This window comes from Myxococcus sp. AM011, from assembly GCF_013372595.1.
GTDB lineage: Bacteria > Myxococcota > Myxococcia > Myxococcales > Myxococcaceae > Myxococcus > Myxococcus eversor.
In genome coordinates, this window is record NZ_JABXEM010000208.1 from 1 (window position 1) to 21,656 (window position 21,656).

General features: G+C 69.1%; 19 protein-coding genes, 1 tRNA gene and 2 pseudogenes. 11 read left to right on the forward strand and 11 right to left on the reverse strand.

The window, feature by feature from the left end; translation table 11 throughout:
• Nucleotides 1-803 (forward strand): amidohydrolase family protein (locus HUW62_RS33745; protein WP_176436760.1); only part of this gene is annotated, 803 nt, incomplete at its 5' end.
• A 41-nt stretch (nucleotides 804-844) separates the two neighbouring features.
• Nucleotides 845-1,423 (forward strand): peroxiredoxin, encoded by a 579-nt coding sequence (locus tag HUW62_RS33750; RefSeq protein WP_255203795.1) that lies wholly within the window; start codon nucleotides 845-847, stop codon nucleotides 1,421-1,423.
• A 1-nt stretch (nucleotide 1,424) separates the two neighbouring features.
• On the opposite strand, the gene HUW62_RS33755 is transcribed toward HUW62_RS33750, so the two are convergent.
• From HUW62_RS33755 to HUW62_RS33780, 6 genes are all read right to left on the reverse strand, one after another.
• Nucleotides 1,425-1,949 carry a GNAT family N-acetyltransferase gene (locus tag HUW62_RS33755; protein ID WP_163870983.1) on the reverse strand — a complete coding sequence of 175 codons (525 nt, stop codon included), beginning with the start codon at nucleotides 1,947-1,949 and terminating at the stop codon, nucleotides 1,425-1,427.
• 93 nt (nucleotides 1,950-2,042) lie between these two features.
• The gene (locus HUW62_RS33760; protein ID WP_176436761.1) at nucleotides 2,043-4,151 is read right to left on the reverse strand and encodes a chloride channel protein; all 2,109 of its coding nucleotides are present in this window, start codon (nucleotides 4,149-4,151) and stop codon (nucleotides 2,043-2,045) included.
• A gap of 120 nt (nucleotides 4,152-4,271) precedes the next feature.
• Entirely contained in the window at nucleotides 4,272-5,087 is an 816-nt protein-coding gene (locus tag HUW62_RS33765; protein ID WP_176436762.1) for a DUF1109 domain-containing protein, read from the reverse strand.
• Nucleotides 5,084-5,710 (reverse strand): RNA polymerase sigma factor, encoded by a 627-nt coding sequence (locus HUW62_RS33770; RefSeq protein WP_368670535.1) that lies wholly within the window; start codon nucleotides 5,708-5,710, stop codon nucleotides 5,084-5,086. The genes HUW62_RS33765 and HUW62_RS33770 overlap by 4 nt, the downstream gene beginning before the upstream one ends.
• A gap of 70 nt (nucleotides 5,711-5,780) precedes the next feature.
• Nucleotides 5,781-6,809, reverse strand: coding sequence for an acyl-CoA desaturase (locus tag HUW62_RS33775; protein ID WP_163870981.1), 1,029 nt, complete (start codon nucleotides 6,807-6,809; stop codon nucleotides 5,781-5,783).
• Nucleotides 6,810-6,893: 84 nt separating this feature from the next.
• Nucleotides 6,894-8,336 carry a site-2 protease family protein gene (locus HUW62_RS33780; protein WP_163870980.1) on the reverse strand — a complete coding sequence of 481 codons (1,443 nt, stop codon included), beginning with the start codon at nucleotides 8,334-8,336 and terminating at the stop codon, nucleotides 6,894-6,896.
• 95 nt (nucleotides 8,337-8,431) lie between these two features.
• On the opposite strand from HUW62_RS33780, the gene dusB reads away from it, so the two are divergent.
• Nucleotides 8,432-9,448, forward strand: a complete 1,017-nt coding sequence (gene dusB, locus HUW62_RS33785; RefSeq protein WP_163870979.1) for a tRNA dihydrouridine synthase DusB — start codon at nucleotides 8,432-8,434, stop codon at nucleotides 9,446-9,448.
• A 30-nt stretch (nucleotides 9,449-9,478) separates the two neighbouring features.
• Here the strand turns inward: dusB and HUW62_RS33790 are convergent, their stop codons facing one another.
• Nucleotides 9,479-10,777, reverse strand: coding sequence for a glycoside hydrolase family 1 protein (locus HUW62_RS33790; RefSeq protein WP_163870978.1), 1,299 nt, complete (start codon nucleotides 10,775-10,777; stop codon nucleotides 9,479-9,481).
• A 363-nt stretch (nucleotides 10,778-11,140) separates the two neighbouring features.
• Between HUW62_RS33790 and HUW62_RS33795 the strand changes: the two genes are divergently transcribed.
• The 4 genes from HUW62_RS33795 to pyk all read left to right on the forward strand — a co-directional run bounded on the left by HUW62_RS33795 (nucleotide 11,141) and on the right by pyk (nucleotide 15,459).
• A complete protein-coding gene (locus HUW62_RS33795) occupies nucleotides 11,141-11,347 on the forward strand; it encodes an excinuclease ABC subunit A (RefSeq protein WP_163870977.1) in 207 nt (68 codons plus the stop codon).
• 99 nt (nucleotides 11,348-11,446) lie between these two features.
• Complete coding sequence (locus tag HUW62_RS33800) at nucleotides 11,447-12,904, forward strand: NFACT RNA binding domain-containing protein (RefSeq protein WP_176436763.1); 1,458 nt, start codon at nucleotides 11,447-11,449, stop codon at nucleotides 12,902-12,904.
• A gap of 153 nt (nucleotides 12,905-13,057) precedes the next feature.
• Nucleotides 13,058-13,927 (forward strand): hypothetical protein, encoded by an 870-nt coding sequence (locus tag HUW62_RS33805; protein ID WP_163870975.1) that lies wholly within the window; start codon nucleotides 13,058-13,060, stop codon nucleotides 13,925-13,927.
• Between the two features lie 101 nt (nucleotides 13,928-14,028).
• Nucleotides 14,029-15,459 (forward strand): pyruvate kinase, encoded by a 1,431-nt coding sequence (gene pyk / locus HUW62_RS33810; protein ID WP_176436764.1) that lies wholly within the window; start codon nucleotides 14,029-14,031, stop codon nucleotides 15,457-15,459.
• A gap of 230 nt (nucleotides 15,460-15,689) precedes the next feature.
• Here the strand turns inward: pyk and HUW62_RS33815 are convergent, their stop codons facing one another.
• Nucleotides 15,690-17,213, reverse strand: coding sequence for a GAF and HD-GYP domain-containing protein (locus HUW62_RS33815; protein ID WP_368670536.1), 1,524 nt, complete (start codon nucleotides 17,211-17,213; stop codon nucleotides 15,690-15,692).
• Between the two features lie 170 nt (nucleotides 17,214-17,383).
• Here HUW62_RS33815 and rpe point away from each other — a divergent pair, with 170 nt between their 5' ends.
• Nucleotides 17,384-18,040 carry a ribulose-phosphate 3-epimerase gene (gene rpe, locus HUW62_RS33820; protein WP_176436765.1) on the forward strand — a complete coding sequence of 219 codons (657 nt, stop codon included), beginning with the start codon at nucleotides 17,384-17,386 and terminating at the stop codon, nucleotides 18,038-18,040.
• 9 nt (nucleotides 18,041-18,049) lie between these two features.
• On the opposite strand, the gene HUW62_RS33825 is transcribed toward rpe, so the two are convergent.
• Nucleotides 18,050-18,430 carry a two-component system response regulator gene (locus HUW62_RS33825; protein WP_176436766.1) on the reverse strand — a complete coding sequence of 127 codons (381 nt, stop codon included), beginning with the start codon at nucleotides 18,428-18,430 and terminating at the stop codon, nucleotides 18,050-18,052.
• A 267-nt stretch (nucleotides 18,431-18,697) separates the two neighbouring features.
• Between HUW62_RS33825 and HUW62_RS33830 the strand changes: the two genes are divergently transcribed.
• A tRNA-Pro gene (locus tag HUW62_RS33830) sits at nucleotides 18,698-18,774 on the forward strand.
• A gap of 120 nt (nucleotides 18,775-18,894) precedes the next feature.
• Here HUW62_RS33830 and HUW62_RS50130 read toward each other — a convergent pair.
• Nucleotides 18,895-19,383 (reverse strand): annotated as a pseudogene (locus HUW62_RS50130) (tyrosine-type recombinase/integrase); the annotation flags it as partial.
• Between the two features lie 80 nt (nucleotides 19,384-19,463).
• Between HUW62_RS50130 and HUW62_RS33840 the strand changes: the two are divergent.
• A complete protein-coding gene (locus tag HUW62_RS33840) occupies nucleotides 19,464-19,652 on the forward strand; it encodes a WYL domain-containing protein (protein WP_240357165.1) in 189 nt (62 codons plus the stop codon).
• Nucleotides 19,653-20,614: 962 nt separating this feature from the next.
• On the opposite strand, the pseudogene HUW62_RS33845 reads toward HUW62_RS33840, so the two are convergent.
• A pseudogene (locus HUW62_RS33845) lies at nucleotides 20,615-20,983 on the reverse strand (aromatic ring-hydroxylating dioxygenase subunit alpha); the annotation flags it as partial.
• Nucleotides 20,984-20,988: 5 nt separating this feature from the next.
• On the opposite strand from HUW62_RS33845, the gene HUW62_RS33850 reads away from it, so the two are divergent.
• Nucleotides 20,989-21,525 (forward strand): ABC transporter transmembrane domain-containing protein, encoded by a 537-nt coding sequence (locus HUW62_RS33850; protein ID WP_163870971.1) that lies wholly within the window; start codon nucleotides 20,989-20,991, stop codon nucleotides 21,523-21,525.
• Nucleotides 21,526-21,656 lie beyond the last annotated feature (131 nt).

Here is a 21,656-nt window from a genome sequence, read left to right on the forward strand (position 1 = left end):
GGCGCGAGGAGGGGCTGGAGGAGACGGTGGGCTTCGCGCAGAAGGCGAAGGGGAGATTCCGGGGCCAGGTGGGCGCGGCCCCCTGCTTCACGCTGGGGCCGGACGCGCTCCAGGGCCTCGCCGAGGCGTTGAAGGCGGCGAACACCGGCCTGCACATCCCGCTCGCGGAGGACCCGCTGGATGAGCGGCTGTCCAATGAGCGGCACGGCGCCTCGCAGGTGCCCCGGCTGTTGGACGCGGGGCTGTTGTCGCCTCGCAGCCAGCTGGCGCACGTGGGACATCTGGCGTGGGCGGACCTGGCGCAGGTGATTGCGACGGGGGCGTGGATTGTCCACACGCCGCGCGCCAACCAGGGGCTGGAGGTGGGCTATGCGCCGGCGCTGAAGTTCGGCGCGCGCGCGACGCTGGGGGCGGACGGCGTGTCGGCGGACCTGTTCGCGGAGGCGCAGGCGGCGTACCTGCGCTCGCGCGAGGCGGGGCAGCCCATCGACGTGCTGCGCTACCTGGCCAACGGGCACCGGCTGGTGTCCCAGCACTTCGGTGCGCCGGTGGGGCCGATGCGGGAGGGCGCGCTGGCGGACCTGCTGGTGCTCGACTACCTGCCGGCCACGCCGCTGACGGCGGAGAACCTGGCGTGGCACGTGGTGTTCGGCCTGGGCAGCCGGCACGTGGAGGCGGTGATGGTGGACGGGGTGTGGCGCATGTGGGCGCGCCGGCCGCTGTCCGTGAATCCCTCCGTGGTGGCCGAGCAGGCGCGCGAGGCGGCCGCGGCCGTGTGGGCGCGCATGGCCGAGGCGAAGTAGCGGACCCGCGTCGCTTGCCTGGGAGGAGCGGGCCCGCTCAAATGCCCGGCATGCTCCTCGCTCCCGTACTGCTCGCAGGCCTGTTGGTTGGCGCCGTTCCCAACGTGGGCGACACCGCCCCGGACTTCACCGTGAAGGACACGGACGGCAAGGTCTACATCCTGTCGGAGATGGTGAAGCAGGGGCCCGTCATCGTCGCCTTCTTCCCCAAGGCCTTCACGGGCGGGTGCACCAAGGAGCTCAAGGCGTATACGGCCCGGCACTCGGATATCGAGAAGCTGCAGGGGCGCGTGCTGGCCTTCAGCACGGACGACGCGGCGACGCTCAAGCGCTTCAAGGACGAGCTGAAGGCGCCGTTCCCCTTCATCCCGGACCCGGAGGGCAAGGTCGTGGAGTCGTACGACGTGAAGATGCCGCTGGTGACGGTGTCCAAGCGCTACACCTTCGTCGTCGGCGAGGGGCGCAAGGTCCTCAAGGTGGACTCGGGCGGTGACGCCATCGACCCGTCGGGCGCCATCACCTCGTGCACCCAGGGCAAGCCCGCCGCCGCTCCCGAGCCCGGCGCGACGCCAGCGCCCGCCGCGAAGCAGCCCGCTCCCGAGGCGAAGCCGAAGCCGTAGCCTACCGGTCCTTGAGCGGTTTGAGTCGCAGGGGAGGCAGTCCCCGGTTGTCGAAGAGCTGGGCCGGGGAGTCCTCCACGTAGCTGTCCTCGAACTGGCCGCCGGTGTACTCACGGATGACCTTCCTCCAGAAGGAGGTGGCCGCGTGGTTGGCGGGGAGCTGGGACACCTCCCACAGCCCCCGGAAGCGGTCGAACACGGCCATGGCCGCGCGCCGGCCCAGGCCGTAGCCCCGCTCGCCGCGCAGGATGAAGAACTCACTCATCCGGAAGTCGCGCCCGGGCGTCATGTACGGGAAGGGTGCCTGCGCCACGAAGGCGAAGCCCACCGTGCGGCCCTCCCAGCGCAACAGCAGCGGGTGGACCTCGTTGGAGTCCGCCAGCCACGTGGGCAGGAAGTTCGGCACCCACTGGCCCTGCGCGTCCAGGCGGTACTCCACGCCGAACTCGCTCAAGTCGTGCAGGTAGAGCGGGTACAGGTTTCGCAGCAGCGGGTGCTCGGCTGGACTCGCACGGAGTAGCTCCACGGACGCCTCCGGGCGCCCAGCATGTCCCATCCTTCGCGCCACGAACAGGACGAGCCTTCCTCGTAGAAGGGGGGTGGCCCGGACCCCAGGTCGTCAGTGCGAGGTCTCCGAGGCGCTGACGGGGCTGTCTCCGCTCGCGTGAGCCCGGGCGTGCTGGGCGAAGAGGAAGCGCCTCACCGCGGCGCGGGTCAGCAGGCCCCGGGTGGCGATGCCCTCGGGCGCGGCGACGGGCAGGGCGTCCACGTCCTCCTGGTCCATGAGGAGCAGCGCGTGGGCCAGGTCGGTTTCGGGGGCCAGGGCTGGCAGCTTGCGCGCCAAATCACTGGCCACCAGCAGCGGGTACATGGCCTCGTCGCGCCACACCTCGCGCAGTTGCTCCACCTGGACGATGCCGTAGACCTCGCCGTGGGTGTCGAGCACCACCAGCGCGCCTGTCTCCGAGGTGAGCAGCAGGTCCGCCAGGGGGCGCATCGGCAGGCCCGCGGGCACGGGCGCCATGTGCTCCATCAGCTCCTTCACGGGCGTGCTCTCCAGGAGGTCCGTGTCGCTGGGCGCCTTGGGCGCGTTGCGCTCGATGAGGTAGTGGCACAGCGCGGAGGCGATGGTGCACGTCACCATCAGCGGGAGGATGATGTCGTGGTTCCCGCTCAGCTCGTACATCATCATCATCCCGGTGAGCGGACCGCGGTTGAGCGCCGCCACCGCGCCGCCCATGCCCACCAGCGCGTACGCCCCGCTGGGGCCGGTGCTGGCCGGGAAGAAGTAGTGCACCAGCGTGCCGAACGCGCCGCCCGCCATGGCGCCGATGACGGCCGCGGGGAAGAACGTCCCGCCCGAGCCCCCCGAGCCGATGGTGATGGCCGTCGCCACCAGCTTCAGCACGCAGGCGGTGACGAGGAAGAAGAAGGACAGCTTTCCCACCGCCGCCAGGTTGATGAAGTCGTGCCCGCTGCCCCACACGGTGGGGCTGACGAAGGCCATGGTGCCAGCGCACAGCCCGCCCACGCCCGCGCGGAACGGCAGCGACTTGCGGCCCAGCCACGGCGACAGCTTGCCACCCATGCGCCCCTGGAAGAAGTGCTCCACCCCGTGCAGCATCCGCACGAAGGTGAAGGCCAACAGGCCGCAGCCGATGCCCAGCGCCGCGTAGGCCAGGACTTCCGAGCCGCTCACCAGCTCGTACGGCACGCTGCGCAGGATGGGCGCCTCGCCCAGCACGCCCTGGCTCACCAGGGTGCCCGCCACGCTGGCCAGGATGATGGGCGAGAAGACGCGCAGCTCGAACTCGCGGAGGATGATTTCCATCGCGAACACCGCGCCGGCGATGGGGGCGTTGAAGGACGCGGAGATGCCCGCGCCCGCGCCGCACGCCAGGAGGATGGACAGCTCCCTGCGGCTGAAGCCCAGCACCCGGCCCACCGTGGAGGCGAACGCCGCGCCGCCATAGACGATGGGGCCCTCGCGGCCCGCCGACCCGCCGCTGCCAATGGTGATGGCGGACGCCACCAGCTTCAACAAGCCCCGGTCCGCGGGCACCACGTTGGCGCCGCTCTTCACCGCCCGGACGACCTCCGGGACGCCGTGGCCATGCGTCTCCGGCCTGTCGCGCAGCAGCCGTCCCACCGCCACTCCGCCCAGCGTCGGCGCCAGCAGCATCAGCCACCAGGGCAGTTGGGGAATCGCCTCCGCCAGGAAATGCGGGTGGCCGAAGACGCTGTTGAGCGCGGCCAGCGCCACCAGGGGGTAGTAGAGCGACAGCGCGCCCAGCGTCAGCAGCGCCAGGAGGCGCAGCCGTCGCTTCACCTCGTCCCGAGGGCCCCCGGGCTCGATGACCCGCGCCAGCAGCAGCGCGCCGAACGCCAGCGGCGCCCCGACGATGGCGTACTCCAGATGCCACCGCGCCGAGCCGAACGCGTCCACCAGCGTCAGCAACTGGCTGCGGCGCAGCGTGTGCGCCAGCTCCGCCGCGCCGAACGTCAGGCCGCTGAAGAGGCCAATCAGGTTGGAGAAGATGCCGGCGACGAGGCCGCTGTAGAGCCCCACCACCGCGCCCGCCACCGGCAGCACGGACGGGCCGGGCAGTCGCAGGCGGTTGGAGGCTTGGAGCGCCGTGTGGGTGAAACGGCTCAGCAGTTCTCGGGCTCGGAGGAGCCACGCCGCGCGCTGGGTCACCACTCCAGGCGGAGGTTCATCGACATTCATTGGTCCTCCCACTAACCCATCCCGAACGTGGAAGCTGCAACGTTCTGGAGTGACTTGTCGGGCCGGTGGCACTCCTCTCGGAGGTACAGCGGGAGGGAGCGAGGGGAGGGGCGCCCGCCCTCAGGGCGCGTGGCTGCTCGTGGGCAGGCGCGAGCGCAGCAGCACGGCGATGCCCCCGAGCCCCAGCCAGGGGACGACATGGCCCCAGAGCAGGTGTGACGCCGTCCCGTCGGGGCAGTGCAGGTGGAGGACGAGCAGGCTGGCCGCGCCCGCGGACAGGCCGGCGGCCAGGGCTCGCGCGGGGTGGAAGGCGGAGCGGCTCAAGAGCACCAGCGTGACGGCCAGGGGCACCACCGTCACCGCCAGCTCCGTGCCCATGCAGCCGACGAGGCCCGCGAGGAATGATTTGCCCTGTTGGCCGGAGCCCGTGAGCACCACGGTGAGCCCCAGGGCTCCCGAGGTGGCGAGGACGGCCACCCAGGGTACGACGCGGCGCTGGGGCGACAGCGCGACATAGGTCCCAGCGGCCAGCAGCGCGAGGATGAGGACCCCCACGCCCACGACGAGGCTGGAGTGGGCCGCGTTGCGCACCCAGAAGTCGCGGCTCAAGAGCGCCAGCCCCCCGCCCACCGTCGCCGCGTGGACGCCCACCAGCAGCGCCAGGCCATGCCACCAGGGGCGCGCCTTCGGCTGCTTCGCCAGGGCCTCCAGGGCGAAGCGCCGCGCGTCGAGCTGACCGGGCAGGGTGTCCTCGTCGTCCTCATCGTCAGAGGAGGAAGCGGACGCCAGCGCGGCTGGAGCGAGGCTCGGTCCGCTGATGTACTCGAAGCCGCCCGTCACCACCTGGCACTCCTGGCATCGGGCCACGTGCGCGGCCAGGTCCGGGGGCAGGGTCTCGCCCAGGCAGTCCATCACCCGTGAACACTCGGGAGTCATTCCAGGGTCTCCGTTCGGAGCGCGGCGAGCAGCTCGCGCAGGCGCAGGTAGCCGCGATGGGCCCGGACCTTCACCGCGCTCTCGGTGAGGCCCAGGGTGTCGGCGATTTCGGCGAAGCCCATGCCCTCGAAGCGGTGCAGGAGGATGGGGATGCGCTGGCCCTCCGGCAGCGCGTCGAGCGCCTGGCGCACCGCGCGCTCCAATCCCACGTCGCGGGGGCCGGGGCTCTCGTCGGCGATGCCCGTGGGCAGCTCTCCCTCGGGGGTCAGCTCCTCGGGGCGGCGGCCCCGGCGCTGGAAGTCCCGCGCCGCGTTGGTGGCGATGGCGTACAGCCAGGGCTTGAAGCGGGAGCCCGGAAGGAAGCGCCCGCGCGCGCGGACCAGGGACATGAAGGTGAGCTGCACCAGGTCCTCGGCCGTGGACGCGCTGCCCGTCATCCGCGTGAGGTAGCCGCGCACCTGTCGCGAGTGGCGCTGGAAGAGCGCGTCGAACGCCGGAGCCTGCCCCTCACAGAACCGCGCCATCAGCACCTCGTCGGACTCGAGGGCGACGGAGGCGCGCCCCGAGTCGTCTCCGGTACGCACGGGCGCGGAGGCGGGTTTCATCGGCGGAGGCGAAGTCACGCGCGAGCCACTCTAGCCGGTTGGCCGGGACTCGGGTGGGTGCGCCTCCGCCCCGCCCTCACGGAGGCGGCTACTGCTTGAGCATCGGCTGCGGTGTGGGTGCCGAGGAGGGCAGGTGGTCCGCGGCGGCGGCCAGCGCTTCGCGAACCTTGCCCTCGGCGGCGCTCTTCGCGGCGACCAGTTGAGCGCGCGCGCCACCCGCGCCGAAGAAGCGGGCGGGCACGGCCAGCGCGGCGCGGTCCTCCGCCGAGTACTTCCTGTATGCGTACCTCACCGAGTCGGAGGGCAGCCGCAGGCCCTCCACCACCTTGAGCCAGGAGAGCACCTTCAGCGAGTAGAAGCTGAAGTCCACCTCCCACCAGAACCAGCCCTGGTTGGCGGTGTTCTGGTGGTAGTGGTGGTTGTTGTGCCAGCCCTCGCCCAGGGTGATGAGGGCCAGGAGCCAGTTGTTCCGGCTGGTGTCCGTCGTCTTGTAGCGGCGCTTTCCGAAGATGTGGCTCAGGGAGTTGATGGTGAACGTCCCGTGCCACAAGAGGGTGGTGCTCACGAAGAAGCCCCACACCAGCATGGAGAAGCCGCCGATGAAGTAGAGCGCCACGGCCAGCAGGACGGGCGGCACCAGGTGGAAGCGGTTGAGCCACACCAGCTCCGGGAAGCGCGCGAAGTCCTTGATGCCCTCCATGCGCGTGGCCCCGTACTTGTCACACAGAATCCAGCCCACGTGGCTGAACCAGAAGCCCTTCTGCACGGGAGAGTGGATGTCGTCCGCCTGGTCCGACGTCCGGTGGTGGTGGCGATGGTTGGCCGCCCACCACAGCACGCCCTTCTGCGTGGACAGGGTGCCCACCAGCGCGAGGATGAACTGGAAGACACGGCCCGTCTTGAAGGCCCGGTGGGAGAAGTAGCGGTGGAAGCCCACCGTGATTCCCCACATGCGCAGGATGTACAGCCCCACACAGACCGCGACGTCCACTGGCTTCGCCCCGACAGAGAGGACGAAGAGGCACATGATGTGGACGGCGAAGAAGGGGATGGACGACAGCCAGTTCAGGCGCTCGTTGTCCGAGGACAGGGCGGGAGCAGGAGAGGAAGTCTGCAAGGAAGCCTCGTGAGCTGGAGCAGGAGCGCACCCGAAAGTGCGCAGCCTCTCCCCGCATCAACACCCCCTGCTGTCATCGCTCTGTCAGGAGGCGGCGGATTGCCTCAGCTCCGTCAACCACTCCTCGAAAGCGGGGTGGCCATGCAGGGGCGCCAGGTCCGCGTCCGAGGCGGCATACGCCCCATCCTTGAACCCCAGCTCGCTCGCCCTCCGCAGCAGGCGCACCGCGTCGGGCACGTTGCGCGCCTTGGCATGAGCGCACGCCGCGTCGTAGGCGATGCTGGCGCTCGGCACATACTCCAGCGCGGCCTCGCCCATGGCCGCTGCCTCTGAATAGACGCCCCGGATGAAGAGCACCCGCTCCGCGCAGCTGAAGGCGGCGGCGGGCTCCACGCCGGGCAGCTTCAGGGCCTCCGGCGCGCGGCCCAGGCGGATCAACGTCCCGGCGTACTCGTGCATCACCGTGCGGTCCGATGACGTCTGCCAGGCCTGCTTCCACCAATCCAGCGCGCGCGCGTCATCTCCCACGAGGGAGAAGGACGCGGCCACCGCGTGAGGCTCCACCTTCTGTCCCTGCACCTGGGAGAAGTGGTCCAGCGCCTGACGGCCCTGGCCTTCCTTCAGCGCCACCCAGCCGAGCAGGTGGTGGGCGTGGCTGGCCAGCTCGGGGGTGAGGCCCTCGCCCCCCTCCAGCACCGCGCCACCCAGGCGACGCGCGTCATCCAGCCGCCCCGCGTCCAGCGCGATTTTCGCCTCGCGGAGCTTCGCCGCCAGCGGATGGTCCATTGAACCAGCGCTGATGCCCGACGAGGCGCCGCCGCCGGAGCTCAGGAGCTCGGCCAGGGAGCGGAACGCCTGGAAGCCGTACATGGCGAAGAAGATGGCGGGGAACAGCCACCCGATGTTCACGCTGTAGACGACCACGCCCACGCACACCAGCAGCGCCAGGCCCTGGGAGGCGATCATCCCCCGTTTGGGGCCGAGCACCCGGGTGGCCAGCGTGGAGACCAGTCGCCCACCATCCAGCGGCAGCACCGGCAGCAGGTTGAAGATGGCCCAGATGAAGTTGGCCCCGGCGAAGGTGCGCAGGAAGAAGTCCAGCGCGGGGGAGTGCCCGTTGAAGACGAGGTAGCCCACCAGGCTCACCACGCCGAGCAGCAACCCGAACAGCGGGCCCGCCGCGGTGATGACCAAGTCCCTCTTCCAGGGAAGGGGGCCGGGCATGTCGGTGGGCAGGGTATGCCCGCCCAGCCAGACGAGGGCGATGCTGGGTTGGTAGCCGAAGAGGCGGCTGGCCAGTGCATGGCCCAGCTCGTGGACCAGCACGGACACGAAGACGATGAGCATCCACGACAGGACGAACACCACCATGGCGCTGGCCTGGCCCAGGGCGGGCGCCTCGGACACCTGGCGGAAGGGCCAGCCGTCCTGCGCGGCGCGGACCGAGCTGTAGGCGAGCACGGCGGAGACCAGCAGGTGGCTGGGGTGGACGTCGACGGGAATGCTCCCGAGTCGAAAGCGGAACATGGGCACGGACCTTAACCGTTGAGGCGCGGATGCGCAGTCCGTAGCGCACATCCCGCAACCGCTTCCTCTTCATTTCGGTAGGTTCTCCGCGCCCCATGCCGCGACTCGGTCCTTATTCCCTCCCGAATCCTTTTGTCCTCGCCCCCATGGCCGGGGTGTCGGAGATGCCCTTCCGGGTGCTCGCCTTCCGCATGGGCGCCGCCCTGTGCCCCACCGAGCTCGTCAGCTCCCAGGGGTTGATGCGGGCCAACCAGCGCACCCTCATGTACCTGCGCTTCGACGCGGAGGTGGAGAGGCCCTACTCGCTCCAGCTCTATGGAGGAGACCCGGAGGCCATGGGCCTCGCGGCCGCGGTCGGCAAGTCCCATGGCGCCCAGCTCCTGGACATCAACATGGGCTGTCCCGTGAAGAAGGTGACGAAGAACGGGGCGGGCAGCGCGCTGTTGAGCGACCCGGAGCGCGCCGCCGCCATCGTCCGGGCGATGCGCGAGGCCTCGGGCCTGCCCATCACCTGCAAGATTCGCTCGGGCTGGGACGCGAAGAGCCGCAACTACCTCCAGATGGCCGCGGCCCTCCAGGAGGCGGGGTGCGCGGGGCTCGCCATCCACCCGCGCACCCGGGAGCAGGGCTACTCGGGCCAGGCGGACTGGAGCGTCATCACCGACCTGAAGCGCCACTTCCCGGAGCTGCCCCTGTTCGGCAACGGGGACGTGCGCACCCCCGAGGACGCGCGGCGGATGCTGGACACCACCGGCTGCGACTACGTGATGATTGGCCGCGCCGCGCTGGGCAACCCGTGGATTTTTCGCGAGCTGGCCGGTGGGGACGCGCCTGCTCCCGAGGAGCGGTGCGCCCTGGTGCTGGAGCACTTCCACGCGCACCTGGCCTTCGTGGGGGACCCGCTCAACGCGGTGCGCTCCTTCCGCCGGCACCTGGGCTGGTACGCCCACGGCCTCGCCGGCGCCGCCGCCTTCCGTGCGCGCGCCAACGTCCTGGATGCCCCGGAGGCCGTGGCGGACGCGGTGCGCGCCTTCTTCTCCGCCGCGGACTCGGACCGCTCCGGAGCCTCCTCGGAGGAGCAGGACGTCGACTACCGCGCCGCGCTCGGCTGAGCCGCTGAAGCTGACGCGGCGCGGAAGCTCCTACGGGGCCGAGCCCGGCGGCGGCACGAGCACGCGGCCGGTGGCGACAGCGCGGAAGTAGTCGCAGGCGGGGGTGGGGCTGCGCGCGAGCGTGTCGAAGTCGACGTGGTAGAGGCCGAAGCGCGGCCCCCAGCCCTCCAGCCACTCGAAGTTGTCGAGCAGGCTCCAATAGAGGTACCCGCGCACGTCCACGCCCTGGGCCCGGGCGGCCAGCACCTGGTCGAGGTGGGAGTGCAGGTAGTGGGGCCTCCGGGCGCCCGCGCGGTCATCGATGCCGTTCTCCGTAATCCACACCGGCTTGCCGTAGCGCTTCACGTCGCGCAGCGTCTGGAGGAAGCCCTCGGGCCAGTCCTCCCAGCCGATGTCGGTGAGGCCCCTCCCTCGGGTGTCGCGGTACTTGAACTCGATGAAGGGCGGGCGCGGCACGAAGCGCAGGTGCGCGCGGCTGTAGTAGTTCACCCCGATGAACTCCACCGAGTCCCGGGCCTCGGGGATGTCGGCGCGGGTGGTCGCCACCCCAGGCATGTTCACCCGGAGCTTCCCGGTGGAGAGCGCCTCATGGAAGGCGTGGTTGTAGGCGGGGGAGGCCAGCCGCACGAGCGCGCGGTCCAGCGGGTTCCACCAGCGGTCCGGCGAGAAGGCCAGCATGTTCTGGGAGATGCCCAGCTCCACCCGGCCCAGCCGCTCCAGGAGCTCCCGCCGCGCCGCCGCGTGGGCGCGGACCATGTTCTCCATCGCCCTCATGGTGAGCGCCCCGTCCGCGATTCCGGGGGGGATGGCGCCCTGGAGGTAGCCGCCCAAGAGCAGCACCATCGGTTCGTTGAAGGAGATGACGAGCGCGTCCAGGCCCTCCAGCAGCGATGCGCACCGGCGGGAATAGCGGCGGAAGACCTCCACGCTGTCGGCCGAGTGCCACGGCGTCTCCCGGTGGAACCATGTCGGATGGGTGAAGTGGTGGAGCGTCACCACCGGCCGCAGGCCCTGGGCCTTCATCTTCAGGAGCCGCTCCCGGTACGCCTCCAGCGCGGCCTCGTCGAAGCGCCCGCGCTCGGGCTCGATTCGCGCCCACTCGAGGGAGATTCGGAAGGCGGTGGCGCCCACGGCGCGGGCCAGCGCGTAGTCCTCCTCGTAGCGGTGCCAGTGGTCCACCGCCTGCCCGCAACGGGCGTGGGGCTCCTTCAACTTTCCCGCGCGCTCCCACTCGGCCCAGTCGTTCTCGATGCCGCCCTCCACCTGGTACGCGGAGGTCGCGACGCCGAAGGTGAAGTCGGCGGGGAAGGTCTTCTCGGAGGTCCTCATCGTGGCCGCGCACCGTAGACGCGGGCCTCCTTCGCGAAAAGTTCGGAGTGCCGCACAGGCCAGTGCGCGGCATCCGACAGTGCGCCTCCGAGGCGCGCGGCACGAACGGCTCCGTCGCGTCCGGAGCCTAGAATTCGGCCTCGCGCGCGTTTTCGTTCGTCGCTTCGGAAGTGTCCGCGAAGCGCCTTTCGCGACCTCCGGCACCGCCCGATGCCGAAAAATCGGCCTCGCCGCGCGATGCAATACATCACCATGCGTTGACACACTGGTGTGTCGCCCGTACCATTCACTTCAAGCACTCACTCCATCAAAAGAAGAGTGCAGGCCCTCGGTTGACTGGGGCCAATTACATGGAGGGTTCTGATGGCCGCTAAGAAGAAGACCGCCGCGAAGAGCGCGAAGAAGAAGACCGCCGCGAAGAAGACGACCACCCGCAAGACGGCTGGCAAGACCGCGAAGAAGGCGGCGGCGAAGAAGACGACTGCTCGTAAGCCTGCCAAGAAGGCCCCTGCCCGCAAGCGCGCGAGCAAGGCGAAGACGGTGGCGGCCCCGGCGACCCCGGAGTCCTGAGCAGCACGTCGTCATTCGCGGACGGTATTTGACGTCCGGTGAACGGCTCGGCGAATCCCGCCGGGCCGTTTTTCTTTTGTGCGGACAGGGAGTTGGCTCATGTCACTGCGTCCTTCGGAGCTGGAGCAGGTGGTGGCGGAGGTGGGTGCGAAGCTGACGGGAGCGGTGGCCCAGAAGGCCTGGTGCCCGCTGCCGAGGCTGGCCTACCTGGAGCTGAGAGTCCCCGGACGCTCCTTCCTCTTGTGCCTGTGCGCCGAGGGAGACCTGTCGCGAGTGGCCGTCGCCGAGACGCGCTTCCCCACACCGGGAGAGCCCGCGCCCTTTCAACGGTGGCTGCGGCACGAGCTGACCGGCGCGAAGCTCGTGGCGGCGCGCTTTCGCGACGCGGAGCGGGTGGTGGAGCTGGACTTCGAGCGCGAGGAGGTGCGCCGACGCCTGGTGATGGAGCTGGGCTCCCCGGGCGGACTGCTCCTCTTGAGTGAGCAGGGGCGGGTGCTGATGCTGTCCGGCGAGGGCTTCGGTCCCCGGCGCAATCTCTACCCGGGCGCGGCGTGGACGCCTCCAGAGTCGCTGCCCCCGGACGCACTGGCGAAGGCACGGCTCGCACCTTCGCGACTGGTGCCCGCCGAGGGGGACCTGCTCCCTTATTCCCACGCGGCGGAGGGGCTGCTCGGAGCCAAGGACCAGGCGAGCCGCGCGGAGTCCATCCGCCGCCGACTGGCGCAGCCGTACCGGGCGCGCCTCAAGCGCTCCTCGCGCACCTTGGAGAAGGTGAGGGCGGAGGCCGCGCGCGGGCCGGACGCGGAGAAGCACCGTCGGACGGGGGAGCTGCTCGCGCAGAACCTCTTCCGCCTCAAGCGGGGCGCCACCGAAGTGACGCTCACCGAGTACACCGAGGCCGGCGCGGAGGAGGTCCAGGTGAAGCTGGACCCGAAGCGCACGCCCAAGGAGGAGGCGGACTGGAACTTCCACCAGTACCGCCGGCTCTTGAGGGGCGTGGAGCAGGCGCGTCACCGCGAGGCGGAGCTGGCGCGAGAGGTCGCCCACGCCCAGCTCTCACTGGAGCAGGTGGAGCGGATGGACGAGGCGATGCTGCTCGCGCAGGCGCAGGTGCTGCATGTGCCGGTGGGAGGCGAGGCCACGCCGGAGGGCAAGCCCTTCAAGGAGTACGTGGGCCACGCGGGCTCGCGCATCTGGGTGGGGCGGGGCTCGGAGGACAACGACACGCTCACCTTCAAGGTGGCCCGGCCCTGGTACCTGTGGTTCCACGCGCGCGGAGTGCCGGGCAGTCACGTGGTGCTTCCCCTAGAGAAGGGGCAGGAGCCGACGCAGGAGGTGCTGCTGGACGCGGCGCACCTGGCGCTGCACCACTCCGGGGCGAAGGGCGAGCCGCGCGGCGAGGTGAGCTACGTGCAGGTGAAGTTCGTGCGCAAGGTGAAGGGAGGGGCGCAGGGGCAGGTGACGTACACGCGCGAGAAGACCTTCGTGGTGCGCATGGAGGCGGAGCGGCTGGAGCGACTGCTCAAGTCCCGTCATACGGAGGTGCCCGCTCCGTGACGAAACCTCGCCGTGGAGTGTGAACCCCCGCGCGAAGGGGTGGGGCGCGGTTGACGGGCTGACGGAGGGCAGGCGGGCAATGGCCGGCGGCCTTGAGTCCGGGAGGTTGCCGGGTACGATGCGCCCCGAGTGACCTCCGAGTTTTTCCGTCAGATGTCCCTGTTTCCACGCGGCCTCTCCGCGGCCAGTCGGGCCACGGCGGCGGTCGCGGAGCCTCGTGCCCTGGAAGAGGAGGTTGTTCCGCAGCTCGTGCCAGTGCCCGTGCCTCAGCACCGGCCGCCTCCGCCCCGGCATCGGGTGCCCGAGGAAGCGCCGCGCATGCTCAATGTCCCGTCTCCCCGCGAGGAGATGTGGACCCGGGCGGAGTCGTTGGCCTGGAGGCTGAGCGCGGAGCTGGGGATGCCGGTGAAGCTGGCGGTGACGGACAACCGCTCCACCATGGTGTCCTTCCGTCGAGGGGGCAACGCGCTGCAGCTGCGGCTGCACCACATGTTCCTGGACGCGCCGGAGACCATCGTCCGCGCGGTGGCGGACTACGCGGGGCGGGGGCACCGCACCGCGGGCGTGATGTTGGACGAGTACATCCGGGGACAGCAGCCCCGAATCCGCCAGGTGCGTCGCGAATCGGACGCGGACCTGAACCCGTTGGGGCGCTGTTTTGACCTGACGGCGCTTTACAACAGCGTCAACGCCACTTTTTTCGAGAACGTCATCCAGGCGCGAATCGGCTGGGGACGGATGCCTCCGAGGCGCCGGCGCAAGTCCATCCGCCTGGGCGTGTACGACCACCAGACGCGGGAGATTCGCATCCATCCGGCGCTGGACAGGCCCGAGGTGCCGGCCTTCTTCGTGGAGTTCATCGTCTACCACGAGATGCTGCATCAGCTCTTCCCGAGCACGGGGCGAGGCGGGCGTCGCGTCCACCACCCGCGGGCCTTCCGGGAGCGCGAGCGCACGTATCCTCACTACGCGGCGGCGCTGCGGTGGGAGCGAGAGAATCTGGGTGTGCTGTTGCGCGGTTGATGGCTCCGTTGCTCGGTGGCTCATTTACCGTTTTACCGAGCGAAGCGACGCGTGGTGCGTGCTTGACGCGTTCGTGAGGGCCACCCATCCTCCCGGGCCATATGCGACGAGCGAAGATTGTCTGCACCCTCGGGCCCGCGAGTCAGAGCCAGGAGATGTTGGAGGCGCTGCTGGAGAACGGCATGGACGTCGCGAGATTGAACTTCTCGCACGGCAGCCATGAGCAGCACGCGGAGAACATCGCCAAGCTGCGCGCGGCCTCGCTGAAGGTGCGCAAGGCGGTGGGCATCCTCGGTGACTTGCAGGGCCCGAAGATTCGCACGGGCCGCTTCACCAAGGGCAGCACGGACTTGAAGGAAGGCGGCATCTTCCACATCACCACGGACGAGACGGTGCCGGGCACGGACGAAATCGTGTCCACCACGTACCCGTTCCTGGCGGCGGACGTGAATCCAGGCGACCGCATCCTCCTGGACGACGGCTTGCTGGAGCTGAAGGTCCTCCACACGGACAAGCAGAAGCTCATCAAGACGCAGGTCATCCACGGCGGTGCGCTGAAGAACAACAAGGGCATCAACCTGCCGGGTGTCGCGGTGCGCGCGGATGCGCTGACGCCGAAGGACCGGGAGGACCTCGTCTTCGGAATCAAGGCGGGCGTGGACTTCATCGCGCTGTCCTTCGTCCGGCAGCCGTCGGACCTGGATGCGGCGAGGCAGGCGATGGCGGAGGTGGGCCGGACGGTGCCCATCATCGCGAAGCTGGAGAAGCCAGAGGCGATTGCCCGGCTGGACGCCATCCTGGACAAGACAGACGGCGTCATGGTGGCGCGCGGTGACTTGGGCGTGGAGATTCCGCCCGAGGAGGTCCCGGCCGTCCAGAAGGACATCATCCGGCGTTCGAACCTGCGCGGCCTGCCGGTCATCGTGGCGACGCAGATGTTGAACTCGATGATCGACAACCCGCGGCCCACGCGCGCCGAGGCGAGCGACGTGGCCAACGCGGTGTTCGACGGCGCGGACGCGGTGATGCTCTCGGGCGAGACGGCGAGCGGCAAGTTCCCCATCGAGTCCGTGCAGATGATGGAGCGCATCATCCTGGCGGCGGAGTCGTCGCAGCGGGTGCAGCCGGTGTTGCGCAACATCGACGCGCCGCTGGGTTTGCCCACGCACTTCCCGGATGTGATTGCGCGCGTGGCGTGTGAGGCGGCGAAGGCGAGTGGCGCGTCGCTGATTGCGGCCTTCACGCTGTCGGGCGTGACGGCGCGGTTGTTGTCGCACTACCGGCCGTCGGTGCCGATTGTGGCCTTCAGCCCGAACCAGGAGGTCCGTCGTCGGCTGGCGCTCCTGTGGGGCGTGGTGCCGCGAGTGCTGGAGCCCATCCAGGACACCGAGGCGATGGTGCGCCGCGTGGGTGAGGAACTGGTGGCGCGGGGCCTGGGTCGCAAGGGCGACCGCATCGTCATCGTGTACGGCGCGCCGGTGGGACAGCCCGGGAAGATCAACAGCCTGCGGCTGCACACCATCGAAGGCTGAGACGGAGTCGAATCGCGGCACCGTGAGGGGAGGCCCGTGGTGGGGGCTTCCCCTTCGTGCGTGAGAGGGCCCGCGAGTGGCCCCGCCCTTCGCACATGAGGGCCTGCGAGTGTCTTTGCCCCTTCGAGCTTTGAGGGGCGGCGCGCTATCGAGCCGTGGCGCAATGAAGCGCACGGACGCATCCGGCCCCCGTGTCTTTGGCGAGCCCGCGCGACGCGTCCGCCCTGCCGTTACTTCGGCGGGTGGGCCAGCGCGCGGCGGGGAATCTCCGCATCGACGAAGATGTGGAACAGCTCCTTGTCGAGCTGCCCGTTGTCGGCCTCGCGCTTGAGGATGTCGAGCGCGAGGGTGTGGGGCACGGCCTTCTTGTAGGGCCGGTCGCTGGCGGTGAGCGCGTCGTAGATGTCGGAGATGGACATCATCCGCGACTGCACGGGGATGGTGCGCTCGGGGATGGCGCGCGGGTAGCCGGTGCCGTCGAGCTTCTCGTGATGCGCGTAGGCGATTTCGGGCACGCGGCGCAGGGCGCGCGTCCACGGAATCTGGGTGAGGAAGCGGTAGGTGTGCTCGACGTGGCTCTCGATTTCGCGGCGCTCCTCGGAGGAGAGGGTGCCACGGGTGATGGAGAGCGACTGGATTTCGCGAGGCAGCAGCAGCGGCTGCGAGGCCCCGTCGGCGTCCTCGAACTGGAGGTGTCCCAGCTCGTGCAGGCGCTCGAAGCCGCCCTGGGCGAGCACCGTGGGCCGGTTGCAGGTGAGGACGAAGTCGAACACCTCGTGCAGGTGCTTCAGCTCGGTGGCGAGCCGCTCGGTCTCCTCGGCCTCGATTTCCGCCAGGTGCTTGTCGCCCCGGTGCTTCACGGCCTCGAAGCGGCGGCGGTAGCTCTGGAGCTGGAGGTCCTTGCGCGCGAGCTGGAAGCGGGCGCGAAGTCCATCGAGCTCATAGGGGTAGAGCTTCTCCGCCTTGACGAGCACGTTCTCCCGCACGCCCACCTTGCCGAAGTCATGGAGCAGCGAGGCGTAGCGAATCTCCTGAATCTCCGTGGAGGAGAAGTGCGTCCGGGCATAGGGGCCGGCGGACAGGTGCTCCAGGGCCTGGGCCAGGGACACGGTGAGGTCCGCGACGCGGCCCGAATGTCCGGCCGTCGTCGGGTCGCGAGCTTCGATGGCGACGACGGAGGCGGAGACGAAGCCCTCGAAGAGGCGGTTGATCTCCTCGTGGAGCAGGGCGTTCTCAATCGCGCCGGCGGCCTGGGCACCCAGGGCGAGCAGCAGCTCCTCGTCCTCGGAGTTGAACCCCTGCCCGTCGAGCTTGTTGAGCGCCTGGATGACGCCCGTCACTTCGCCATTCGCGTCACGCATGGGGACGCAGAGGATGGTCTTCGTCTGGTAGCCGCTGGAGATGTCGAACGAGCGGTTGAAGCGGGTGTCCGCGTAGGCGTCGGGGATGTTGATGATGGTGCCGGTGTGGGCCACCTGCCCGGCGATGCCGCTGCCCGCGGGCAGTCGGATTTCGCTCTTCGAGCCTTGAGCCACCTTGCTCCACAGCTCGTTGGTCTCGCGGTCCAGGATGAAGAGCGAGCAGCGGTCCGCCTCCACCACCTTGGTGGCCTCGAAGAGGATGAGCGGGAGCAGCAGGTCCAGGTCGCGCTCGGCGCTCATGGCCTTGGCGACGTCCAGGATGGACGTGAGCTTCGCCAGTCGGCGATTGAGGTCGGGGAGTGGCTGCGGAACGGCGGGAGAACGTGAGAGCACCGGGCGGCTCCGGGCGACGTGGCCTGCGGCCGTGCAGGACGTCGAGGTTGTAACATGCCCAGCCAGGTGACTGCCTTCAGCCCCGACCTGCTCGGTTTCCTGCTTTCGAGTGGACGTCCGGGAATTCAGCCCGTGCCGGAGGGAGAGGGAAGGGGGTATGTAGCGCCCCCATGAGCCGCCGCCCTGTTCGGATTTCCCCCTCGCTGTTGTCCTCTGACTTCGGTCGTCTGTCCGAGGAGGTCCGCGACATCGAAGCCGCGGGAGCGGACTTGATTCACGTGGATGTGATGGATGGGCGGTTCGTGCCGAACATCACGATAGGGCCGGTGGTGGTGGAGGCCATCAAGCGAGCAGCCACGAAGCCGTTGGACGTGCACCTGATGATTGTGGAGCCGGAGAAGTACGTGGAGGCCTTCGTGAAGGCGGGGGCGGACGTGCTGACGGTGCACGTGGAGGCGAGTCCGCACCTGCACCGCACCCTGCAACAGATTCGTCACGCGGGGGCGAAGGCGTCGGTGGTGTTGAACCCGAGCACGCCGCTGTCCTCCATCGAAGAGGTGTTGGGGGACGTGGACATGGTGTTGCTGATGAGCGTGAACCCGGGATTTGGCGGGCAGAGCTTCATCGAGGCGACGGTGGACAAGGTGCGCCGGCTGCGAGCGATGTTCGACGCGCGCGGGCTGGACACGGACATCGAGGTGGACGGGGGCATCAACGCCGACACGGCGAAGCGCGTGGTGGCGGCGGGGGCGACGGTGCTGGTGGCGGGCAGCTACGTCTTCGGGGCGAAGGACCGGGCGGCGGCCATCCGTTCGCTGCGGCCGTAGGCGCGGGCTTCAGGCGCGGGTGCGAGCGACGGTGGTGGCGAGCCGGGCGACGCGGGTCATGAAGGTGGGGTCGAAGGGCTTCACCTCGTAGTCGTCGGCGCCGAGCTCGAAGCAGACGTGACGGGTGAACTGGTCCTCGACGCCGCTGAGGATGATGACCTTGCACTCGCGGGTGGCGGGGTCCTGCTTGAGCTGGGCGAGCAAATCCCGGCCGTCCTGGTGCTGGTTGATGTCCAGGATGATGACGGCGGGGCGGTGGAGGCGGGCCAGCTCCAGGACGTGCTCCGACGTCGTGTCCGAGATGCACGTCAAGCCGGACCGCTTCGCCTCCCGGGCGAGGGCCGACACGATGAGCGGTTCATCATCGGAGATGAGGACGACGGGTGACATTTTCGTATCGGCCTGCACGGCCCACTGCCTTTTTCGGCCCGGAGAATCAGAGAATATATCCGGAAGTGCCGGAATGTCGGGGAGTTTTAAAGGGGGGTGGGTAGGAGAAAGGGCGATTGAGGGTCTTCAGGGACTCGTGCAGGGGGCAGGCGAGGGGGCGGGGAACGAAAAGGTGATCCGAGGACGTTGACTCAGCCGAGGGGCACGGGTATTACCGCCCGCACTTTTCGCCGGTCCCGAAGAAGACCCACCGGCGGACGGACATATCGGGGAGTGGCTCAGCCTGGTAGAGCACTTGGTTCGGGACCAAGGGGTCGCAGGTTCAAATCCTGTCTCCCCGACCATGATTCATTGACGGGCTGGAGATCCTCACGGATTTCCAGCCCGTTTCCGTTTTGGGCGTCCTGCTTCGTCCCCTCCAGCATCCGGATGGCTGCTGACTTGGCCGCAGGGCTCAGGTGCATGTAGCGCTGGGTGGTGGAGAGGTTCTGGTGCCCGGCCAGCTCCTGGATGGCCTTCGCCGGAGCGCCTGCCATCGCCAGCCGGGAGCAGAAGGTGTGGCGGAGGATGTGGATGCCTCCCGTCACCTTCAGCCCGGCCAGCCGCTGGATGCGGCTCATCCACTTGTTCAGCAGCACCTGGGTCACCTTCGGGTGGCCGTCGGCCCGCCAAAGGGGGCAGCAGGGGCGTGAGCTTCTGGAGCAGGGCGACTGCTGGAGTTTCAACACCACGCCAACCCGCGGTGGGTCCTGTGCTGGGGCCCGCTTCGCAGGCCCAGAGGGCAGTCCCAGGTGCACCAGAATGGCGCTCACCCCACGGGGAGCTGTCAGGTACGCCAGCACCCGAGGCCTGCCGCCACACCTCACGCAGGCCCACACGTCCAGCGCGAACGTCCTGCGTAGCAGCCCCGCCCAGTCCAATCGTGGCGTGCACTCCTTCTTCGGCTCCTCCACCGTCGCGGCAAACGACGAGCTCTTCTCCTCCGGCTCCGCCTTCTCTTGGGTGAGCGGAGGGCCTCACGAGCAAGCGCACGGTGTGGCCCATCCTCGTGGGCTACGTGACGGGCGTCCGCGTGCTCATCGCCTGGTGTGAGCTGCGGCGCGACTTCCGCTACTTCAGGACCGAGCGCCTGCTCAGCGTGGGCTTTCTCGACACGCCCTACCCCGAGCGCCGCGCCGCCTTGCGCAGACGCTGGGAAGCCCAGCTGAAGCTCGCGAAGTAGCACGAACCATCCGACCGCCATCTTCACCCGGTGAGGAACACCGCTATGGGCCGCGGGTCCGTGACTTCGACGGGACTTGCAGGGCATGGCCCGCAGGGGCGTGCGGACTTCCGCCTCCGCCGAGCGCCGCCCCCGGAACGGCGCGCTGTGTATCGCGCGCGCCGAGGCATCCATGCCGCCGCACCGTGAACGGAGCCACGGCGCGGCGACATCGGGTGACTCAGCAGTAGGTCACGCAGAGGTGTGAGTTGCAGACGTGCGAATTGCAGAGGTGCGAGACGCAGAACCCACCGGGGCAGTTGGCATTCGTGCTGCAGCTCAGACCCGAGAAGGTTCCCCCGGAGCACGTCTTGCCACAGTTGGCGTCCATGCTGCAGCTCTGGCCCGCGGAGGGCCCTCCGGAGCACGACCTGCCACAGTTGGCGTCGGTGTTACAGCCCTGACCCGCGAAGGTGCCACCCGAGCACGTCTTCCCGCAGCTGGCGTCGATGATACAGGATTGACCCGCGAAGGTGCCCCCGGAGCAAAGCTTGACACAGGCCTGCGCCGACACGGTGCCGTCTGCCTCTGACTGATCGCACGCACCCTCCGCGAGCACGACCTCCTCGTGGGTGGACGGTGACTGGGTATCCTCGGACTGCACGGGCTCCGGCGAACCACACCCAATCAAAGAGAGCGTCAGGACCACGGCGGAAACGAATCTCATGCGTATCTCCAAAATGTCAGCCTTCACTCCGAGTGACCCTATTGGACGATGTAGTACCCTTTCAAGGTGCTTTTCGGTCGGCCAGTCCGTGGGAGCAATACACCCTCATCATTGGGATGGCTCGGTTTGGACTCAGGGCTTCGCCTCAGTGACACAAGGACGGCGCGGCCCTTCGGCCTGTCTGATTTGACAGGGCGGCAGCGCATCCAGACAGGAGGGGTCGACGCGACGTGGTGGCTGGGCGCCCGAGCCGCGCTCATTTCTTCATCTTCAGCCGCGTCTCGTGCACGGCGTCGCCCACGGCGCCGGGCTTGCCCTGCTCGGCGGCGCGCAGCAGGCGGAGGATGCCGGGGCCGAGGACATCAATCTCGGTGGACGCGTACGTCTCCGTCCCGAAGCGCCGGATGGACTCCGTCTGCGTCTTCAGGATGCGCACGTCTTGGTTGAAGATGTGGAGCGCCACCGGCATGGCCACGGGCAGCACGGCGCGCAGGAGCCAGCGCGGCAGCGGCAGCCGGAACGTCACCACCGCGTACACCATCGTGTCCCACTCCGACACGGGCGTCATCGCCGAGGTCACGATGATGTGGCTCCCCTCGCCGATGCGGTACGACTCGCATCGAGCGCGACGTGGTGGAGACGCTGTACCGGCGCATCCTGGATGGGGCCTCGGGGCTGTTTCAGCGCTTCTCCACGAGCGACATCCTCAACCGCTTCATGGAGGTGAGCCTCATCCGAGGCTTCATCGTGGACAACGCCATCGCCATCACCATCGACGTGGCGCTGGTGTTGAGCACGGCGGGAGTCTTGACGCTGTACTCGCCCACGCTGGCCTTGCTCTCGCTGGCGTTGATGCCGCTGCACCTGCTGGTGTCGGCGGTGGCCGGCCGGTGGGTGAGGAACCACACAGTGGCGTACTTGTCGCAGCACGACCTGTACCAGACGCACCTGATGGACTCGTTCAAGGGCTTCGAGTCCCTGAAGGCGCACGCGCTGGAGCTGCCCTTCCTGCGCACCATGCAGCGACTGCTGGCGCCATCGCTGCAACATGGTTTCAAGGCGTCGAGGCACGGTGCGATTGGCGCGAGCATCTCGCAGACCTTGGACTTGGTGGGCAGCGCGCTGGTGTTGTGGGTGGCTCGCGAGCGGTGCTGCGGGGGGAGCTGACAGTGGGGGCCCTCATCGCGGCGACGCTGTTTGCCCGGCAGATGAGCGGGCCGGTGGTGCGGCTGGCGACGCAGTGGCGGGACTACCAGCGGGTGCAGGCGCACCTGGACCGGGTGGGGGCGGTGCAGGAC

Bases quoted from the DNA above. Each gene is read 5' to 3' on its own strand.
- HUW62_RS33750 (WP_255203795.1), top strand. From the start codon at position 845: ATGCCCGGCATGCTCCTCGCTCCCGTACTGCTCGCAGGCCTGTTGGTT.
- HUW62_RS33760 (WP_176436761.1), bottom strand. From the start codon at position 4,151: ATGAATGTCGATGAACCTCCGCCTGGAGTGGTGACCCAGCGCGCGGCG.
- HUW62_RS33765 (WP_176436762.1), bottom strand. From the start codon at position 5,087: ATGACTCCCGAGTGTTCACGGGTGATGGACTGCCTGGGCGAGACCCTG.
- HUW62_RS33780 (WP_163870980.1), bottom strand. From the start codon at position 8,336: ATGTTCCGCTTTCGACTCGGGAGCATTCCCGTCGACGTCCACCCCAGC.
- dusB (WP_163870979.1), top strand. From the start codon at position 8,432: ATGCCGCGACTCGGTCCTTATTCCCTCCCGAATCCTTTTGTCCTCGCC.
- HUW62_RS33790 (WP_163870978.1), bottom strand. From the start codon at position 10,777: ATGAGGACCTCCGAGAAGACCTTCCCCGCCGACTTCACCTTCGGCGTC.
- HUW62_RS33795 (WP_163870977.1), top strand. From the start codon at position 11,141: ATGGCCGCTAAGAAGAAGACCGCCGCGAAGAGCGCGAAGAAGAAGACC.
- HUW62_RS33800 (WP_176436763.1), top strand. From the start codon at position 11,447: ATGTCACTGCGTCCTTCGGAGCTGGAGCAGGTGGTGGCGGAGGTGGGT.
- HUW62_RS33805 (WP_163870975.1), top strand. From the start codon at position 13,058: ATGTCCCTGTTTCCACGCGGCCTCTCCGCGGCCAGTCGGGCCACGGCG.
- pyk (WP_176436764.1), top strand. From the start codon at position 14,029: ATGCGACGAGCGAAGATTGTCTGCACCCTCGGGCCCGCGAGTCAGAGC.
- rpe (WP_176436765.1), top strand. From the start codon at position 17,384: ATGAGCCGCCGCCCTGTTCGGATTTCCCCCTCGCTGTTGTCCTCTGAC.
- HUW62_RS33825 (WP_176436766.1), bottom strand. From the start codon at position 18,430: ATGTCACCCGTCGTCCTCATCTCCGATGATGAACCGCTCATCGTGTCG.